Source organism: Protofrankia symbiont of Coriaria ruscifolia (genome assembly GCF_900634745.1).
Taxonomy (GTDB): domain Bacteria; phylum Actinomycetota; class Actinomycetes; order Frankiales; family Frankiaceae; genus Protofrankia; species Protofrankia californiensis.
Window position 1 is genome coordinate 62554 of sequence record NZ_CAAAFR010000152.1, and the last position, 6000, is coordinate 68553.

At 66.0% G+C, this 6000-nt stretch carries 7 protein-coding genes; all 7 read right to left on the reverse strand.

Annotated elements, in window-relative coordinates; all coding sequences use genetic code 11:
• Positions 1–156: 156 nt before the first annotated feature.
• The 7 genes from CV1CTNOD_RS16870 to CV1CTNOD_RS16900 all read right to left on the reverse strand — a co-directional run bounded on the left by CV1CTNOD_RS16870 (position 157) and on the right by CV1CTNOD_RS16900 (position 5704).
• Entirely contained in the window at positions 157–558 is a 402-nt protein-coding gene (locus CV1CTNOD_RS16870; protein WP_131787001.1) for a cytochrome c oxidase subunit 4, read from the reverse strand.
• A gap of 151 nt (positions 559–709) precedes the next feature.
• Positions 710–2386 (reverse strand): aa3-type cytochrome oxidase subunit I, encoded by a 1677-nt coding sequence (ctaD, locus tag CV1CTNOD_RS16875; RefSeq protein WP_131787002.1) that lies wholly within the window; start codon positions 2384–2386, stop codon positions 710–712.
• Positions 2383–3309 carry an aa3-type cytochrome oxidase subunit II gene (ctaC, locus tag CV1CTNOD_RS16880; protein WP_131787003.1) on the reverse strand — a complete coding sequence of 309 codons (927 nt, stop codon included), beginning with the start codon at positions 3307–3309 and terminating at the stop codon, positions 2383–2385. The genes ctaD and ctaC overlap by 4 nt, the downstream gene beginning before the upstream one ends.
• 563 nt (positions 3310–3872) lie before the next feature.
• Positions 3873–4157: a type II toxin-antitoxin system RelE family toxin gene (locus CV1CTNOD_RS16885; RefSeq protein ID WP_131787004.1), complete on the reverse strand. Its 285-nt coding sequence runs from the start codon at positions 4155–4157 to the stop codon at positions 3873–3875.
• An 8-nt stretch (positions 4158–4165) separates the two neighbouring features.
• Positions 4166–4489: a type II toxin-antitoxin system Phd/YefM family antitoxin gene (locus tag CV1CTNOD_RS16890; RefSeq protein WP_242606764.1), complete on the reverse strand. Its 324-nt coding sequence runs from the start codon at positions 4487–4489 to the stop codon at positions 4166–4168.
• A gap of 125 nt (positions 4490–4614) precedes the next feature.
• The gene (locus CV1CTNOD_RS16895) at positions 4615–4809 is read right to left on the reverse strand and encodes a hypothetical protein (RefSeq protein ID WP_207386504.1); all 195 of its coding nucleotides are present in this window, start codon (positions 4807–4809) and stop codon (positions 4615–4617) included.
• 94 nt (positions 4810–4903) lie between these two features.
• Positions 4904–5704, reverse strand: a complete 801-nt coding sequence (locus CV1CTNOD_RS16900; RefSeq protein WP_165485573.1) for a 2-phosphosulfolactate phosphatase — start codon at positions 5702–5704, stop codon at positions 4904–4906.
• Positions 5705–6000: the final 296 nt, after the last annotated feature.

Below are 6000 nucleotides of genomic sequence, written 5' to 3' on the forward strand. Positions count from 1 at the left end.
GTCCGTGTACGGGCGGCCAGGACAGCCAGAGGAGAGGGCAGGACGGCTTGCCTTCTCCCGGGCCCGGCCCGGGAGTTCCCGTCCGTCCGGGCCAAGCGGTTGCTTATCCGGACGGGCGGGGGAATGCGCGGGGTAGTACCAGCCGCGTACGGCAGATCAGTCCTCGGGGACAGGTGGGTGCCACAGGTTCTCAAACAGCAGGCACACGACGAAGAACAACGTCATGATCCCGCCTATGAGACCGAGCCAAACCCCGAAGATGATGCCGAAGACGACCAGGCTTGCACTGATGGCGATGAAGAACGGGTAATAGCTGCCCGGCGTGAAGTGCCCGAGTTCCCCGGCTCCGTCGGCGACCTCGGCGTCGGGAAGGTCCTGCGGCCGCGCCCCGATCCGGCGGGCGGTGAACAGCAGATACCCGCCGACCAGAAGACCGAGACTGCCGCACAGCGCCAGCGCGACGGTACCGGTCGGATCCTGCGACGTGAACCAGTAGACCACGTCGACCACCGCGCAGAAAATCGTGAACACGAGGAAGACTACGCCCTCGATCTTCATGGCTACTGCTCCTCCCTGGACTCTCTCCGGGCCCTCGGCGACGCATAAGGATCATTGCGCCGCCTTCGGCCGCTGTGTCTCCTGTGGCCTCCGGCGGCGCACAAAGATGATTGCGCCGCCTTCGGCCAGGCTCCTTCCGGCCTTCGGCCGGCTATCTGATTTCAGGTGTGGCGTGGTAGTCGACTCTGCCCGCCGCCTGCGGATAATGCAGGTCGAAGGCTGGCCGTTCCGACCGGATACGCGGCAGCGAGCGGAAGTTGTGGCGGGGCGGCGGGCAGGACGTCGCCCATTCCAGGGAGTTTCCATAACCCCACGGGTCGTCCACGACCGCGAGCTCGCCCTTCTTGTACGAACGCCAGACGTTGTACATGAATGGCAGCGTCGACGTGGCCAGCAGGAGGGCACCGGCCGTGGAGATCGTGTTGTAGGTGGTGAAACCGTCGGTGGCCGAGTAGTCGGCGACCCGCCGCGGCATGCCCTTCACACCGAGCCAGTGCTGGATCAGGAAGGTCAGGTGGAAGCCGAAGAACAGCGTCCAGAAGTGAATTCTGCCAAGTTTTTCGTCGAGCAGGCGTCCGGTGACCTTCGGGAACCAGAAGTAGATCCCGGCGTACGCGGCGAAGACGACCGAGCCGAAAACAACGTAGTGGAAGTGCGCGACCACGAAGTAGCTGTCGCTGACATGGAAGTCGATCGGCGGGCTGGCCAGGAGCACGCCGGTCAGACCACCGAAGAGGAACGTCACGAGGAAGCCCAGTGCGAACAGCATCGGCGTCTCGAACGTGATCTGTCCTCGCCATATGGTGCCGATCCAGTTGAAGTACTTCATGCCGGTCGGCACCGCGATCAGGAAGGAGAGGAAAGCGAAGAAGGGCAGCAGGACGGCCCCGGTGGCGAACATGTGGTGCGCCCACACCGCCACCGACAGCGCGCCGATGCCGATCGTCGCGAAAACCAGCCCCTTGTACCCGAACAGCGGTTTGCGGGAGAAGACCGGCAGGACCTCGCTGATGATGCCGAAGAACGGCAGGGCGATGATGTAGACCTCGGGATGGCCGAAGAACCAGAACAGGTGCTGCCACAGGATCGCCCCACCGCTGGCCGCGTCGAACACATGCGCGCCCAGCCGGCGGTCCGCTTCGAGAGCCAGTAGCGCGCCGGTGAGGACCGGGAAGGCGACCAGCACCAGGATCGAGGTGATCAGGAAGTTCCAGCAGAAGATGGGCAGCCGGAACATCGTCATTCCCGGCGCCCGCAGGCAGAGAATGGTCGTGATCATATTGACCGCGCCGAGGATCGTGCCGAGACCCGACACCACCAGGCCGAGAATCCACAGGTCTGCGCCGGACCCCGGCGAATAGACCGAGTTGTTCAACGGCGCATAGGCGAACCAGCCGAAGTCCGCCGCGCCGTTCGGGGTCAGGAACCCCGTGACGACCGTCAGACTTCCGAACAGGAAGAACCAGTAGGACATCGCGTTGAGTCGGGGGAACGCCACGTCCGGCGAGCCGATCTGCAGCGGCACCAGGAAGTTCGCGAACGCGAACGCCATCGGTGTGGCGAACATCAGCAGCATCAGCGTGCCGTGCATCGTGAACAGCTGGTTGAACTGCTCGTTCGACAGGTACTGCAGACCGGGCCGGGCAAGCTCGATCCGCATCAGCTCGGCCATGATCCCGGCGAAGAGGAAGAACCCGAAGGCAGTGACGCCGTACATCACGGCGATGTCCTTGTGGGACGTCGTCCGCAGGTACCCGAGCAGGTTGGTTCGCGGCTTGGTGTGGAGATCCTCGACGTGGCCGGCCGGCGGCTCATGCACCAGTGTCACTGTCCGCTCCCGGGAGTGTTCGTTCCGGCGGATGTCTGCGTGCTCGCCCCGGCCGCGGTCACCGTGGCCGAGCGAGTCCGTTCGGCGATGAACCGGTCGTACTCGTCACCCGGGATCACCTTGACGGAGAAGTTCATCCGGTCGTGGTCGACCCCGCACAGCTCCGCGCAGCGACCCACGAAGGTACCGGTCTTGGTGATCGTGAGCTGGAACTGGTTGACCCGGCCGGGGACCACATCCCGCTTGAACAGGAACTCGGGCACCCAGAAGGAGTGGATCACATCCGGCGAGGTTTCCACGAAGCGGATCGTCCGGCCCTGCGGGAGTACCAGGACGGCCGGCTCCCCGGGCTTGCCAGTGACCTCTATCGGGACCGTGCCGTTCTGGCCTGTGTCGAGATAGCGGAACTGCCAGTTCCAGCGGAAACCGATCACGTTGATGGTGACGTCCGGATCGGACGGAAGCTTGTTGACCTCGATCTCGTCCCGGGCCGTGTAGTAGAACAGCCCCGCCACGATGACCAGGGGCACGACGGTGTAGAGGATCTCGACCGGCAGGTTGTACCGGACCTGCCGCGGCAGCTCGTCCGACCTCTTCCGGAACACGATGATCGCGTAGAAGATCAGGCCCCAGGTGAACACACCCACGGCGAGCGCCGCGATCGAGGAGCCCTGCCACAGGTTCAGGATGCGTGGAGTCTGATCCGTCACCCCGTCAGGGAACCCGAAGTTGGGAACATCACATCCGGTCACAGTGATGACGAGCAGCGCGAAGCCGGCCGCCAAGCCCAGGCCGCGCCGCCGCGAACGGTAGCGATCAGCACCTCTCGCGCGGTTCGTGCTTCCCGCCCAGGCAGCGTCGGAGGCAGTCGCTTCCTCGACATCGGCGGGCAACGGCCGAGATCGGCCGAAGGATCGAGTCACCAGGTCCTGCCTCCCACGAATGCGCCGATCCGAGCGAACCAACCCGGTCGGCACAGGGCTCTTCGACAAGCTGTAGATGCTGCGGCAGGAGCGTATCCCAGCTACCCGTCCGGCATCACGCCAGAGCCCCAAGAGGTGAGGCGTCCTGTCCGCGGAAGGCACGCCGGCCAAGCCCCCGTCACCGTGAACGGCAAGCCTTCGTCACCGCGGACGGCCCGGCGAGGTACCCCTGTGACAGGCCGAATCGACTCCTCGACCGGTCGGGGCACCGCGTCACAGCGAGACCACCCTGTGGCCGGGTAGGCCGAGATGGAGGCGTCACGGGCCGCCTCAAACATAGGTTTCTGGAGCCTGGGTGGGAGCCGCTCCACAGTGAACCTCGTGACCGTGGTGATGGGATCGCAGTCGGCCTGACGTTCCTGTTCAGATTCCGGGACGGCGTGCGGCACGAGGTCGCAGGAAGCCAACAGGCTCATGCGGTGAGGGATTGAAGGCGTCCCGCGGTGCAGCCCGGGCTGCTGTGTGTCCGTGGCCCGTCCACGCTTTCCCGGTCGGCCTGTCGGTCAGTGTGAGCGGTATGCGTCGGACCGGTGCTCGACGGCGGTGACGGTCACGATCCGGTTCTTCTCGTCGATCTCGTGCAGCACCCGGTAGCTGCCGCGCCGGGCGGACCAGGTGCCCTCGTACGGCGGGAGGAGACGTTTGCCGAGCCGGTGAGGGTTTTCCAGGAGCGTGGTCGTGATGAGCTCGTGGACGGCTGCCGCGATCTTCTCGGGCAACCGGCCAGCGAGAGCGTGTGCCGCGGGACTGGTGATCCGAAGATCGAATGGCTCGCCGGCCTCGCTCACGTGGCGACTCACGTCGCGGGAGGCCGCTTTGCGCCCCGGGCCCGTTTCGCCATGAGCGCGGCGAGATCCTCGGCATCGAGCACGTCGCCGGCATCGACCGCATCGCGGGACTCCGCAAGCTGCCGCATCGTCTCCCGGCTCGCCAGCACCTCCAGCGTCTCCTCCAACGCGGCCAGGTCGTCGGGAGAGATGAGGACCGCCACAGCATGGCCGTGGCGGGTGATCTCCACGCGCTCGTGCGTCCGCTGGACCTCGTCGATGAGCTCCGAGAGGTGGTTGCGCGCATCGGTGAACGGCATGGTGAACGGCATGGTGAACGGCATGACAGCCATGGCACCGAGCGTGCTCGGAAGTGGCGCGAAGTGAAGGCAGATTGACGACTGGACCGTAACGGAAAGCCCGGCAGGTCTGCTCGCCGACCGTGGGACTTTCCCGGGACCGCGACGGACGCCTACGGTTACGTCGCGAGGACACCCGGAAGATCCGCAAAGCGTGCCTTGGCGTCACGACCGAAGATGATCTTTTCGGTCTCAGCCGCATGGGCCGCGATGATCAGATCGTGGGCGCCGTGACGCCGTCCGATCCGGTGTGAGGCCGCACCCGGTCTCCAGCCGCCGGCTCTTTGAAGGCCGGTCTCCACATCACTTCCCATCGATCCAGTGTCCAGCTGGCCGATCGGAAGAGTTCGAAGATGGACAGGCTGCTCCTTGTGCAGGGGTGAACAGGGCGCCCTGCCCGGACGCTGTTCAGCGGATCGGACCGGTCGCGCACTGAAGGGCGGTAAACGCACCGTCGTGCAAGGTTGGGACAACCGGGTCGACGTCGAGTCGCGCGGCGGACGCGACGTCGTCGTCCCAGCCCAGGGCCAGTAGCTCCCGCCCGGACACGGACCCACGCAGCTCGTCGTGCAGGTCGGGTTCAGCCGCACGGAAGGCGGCCATGGCGGCACGAGCCTCCGGGGAGATCGGTACCCTGGTCAGGACGCCCGCGTCGACGGTCCTGGCGATGACGGCGCCGGCGCCGAGCAGGTCTTCGACAACCGGGCGCAGCGGACCGGCGTGTGGGATTCCCGCCGGGTCCGGCCACCGTTCTCCCGCCGCGATCACCGCTACGCGATGACCTGCCGCGACCTCGGCGGCCAGCAGAGCGCCTACCGCCGCCGCGTTACGCAGGCATCCGGCGACCACCGTCGTCCCGAGCTCGATCGCCGCGGCCGACAGCGCGGCGCCGTTCGGTGATGGCAGGACCAGGCGTGTGCCGGCCGGGATGCCAGCGAGGTCGGTCGGGGACAGCGACCACGGCGTGGCCGGATCCTCGCGCAGACCGGCGAGAACCGCCCCCTGCTCCACGGCGAACCGCGGGGCGCTGGCGTCGCGCCACCGAAAGGGCAACACGTGAGCACCTCGGGCCGTCGCGACGGCTACCGCTGTGGTGAAACGCAGAACGTCGACAATGACGATGACATCGCTTGCCCGTGCCAGAACGGCCAGATCCTCCGCGCCCCAACCGAAGCGGACGGAGAAGGGGCGCTGCTCAGCGACATGCATCACGCAAATATAACCGCCGAGGGGTAAACGTAACTCGGCCGGTTACATTCGGGTGCGACGGACGTGAGTCAACCGATCGCCGGGCGGCGACGCGACTGCAGCAACACGACTGACGTGGATGTCCAGTCGGTCGCCGGCGGACTGCCGGCCTCATATCTCTACCAGTCTGGTTGGAAAGTCGTTACCGTCGTCGTGCCGGTGAACCGACAGGAGAAGGCTGATGGCCCAGACCAGCACGACGCAGTTGACGTCCTCCCCCTCGTGAACGAGGGAGATTCCAACTACACGAACAGGAG

Excerpts from the sequence above, each read along its gene's own strand:
- CV1CTNOD_RS16900 (WP_165485573.1), bottom strand. The coding sequence starts at position 5,704 with ATGCATGTCGCTGAGCAGCGCCCCTTCTCCGTCCGCTTCGGTTGGGGC.
- CV1CTNOD_RS16895 (WP_207386504.1), bottom strand. The coding sequence starts at position 4,809 with ATGGGAAGTGATGTGGAGACCGGCCTTCAAAGAGCCGGCGGCTGGAGA.
- CV1CTNOD_RS16870 (WP_131787001.1), bottom strand. The coding sequence starts at position 558 with ATGAAGATCGAGGGCGTAGTCTTCCTCGTGTTCACGATTTTCTGCGCG.
- CV1CTNOD_RS16890 (WP_242606764.1), bottom strand. The coding sequence starts at position 4,489 with ATGGCTGTCATGCCGTTCACCATGCCGTTCACCATGCCGTTCACCGAT.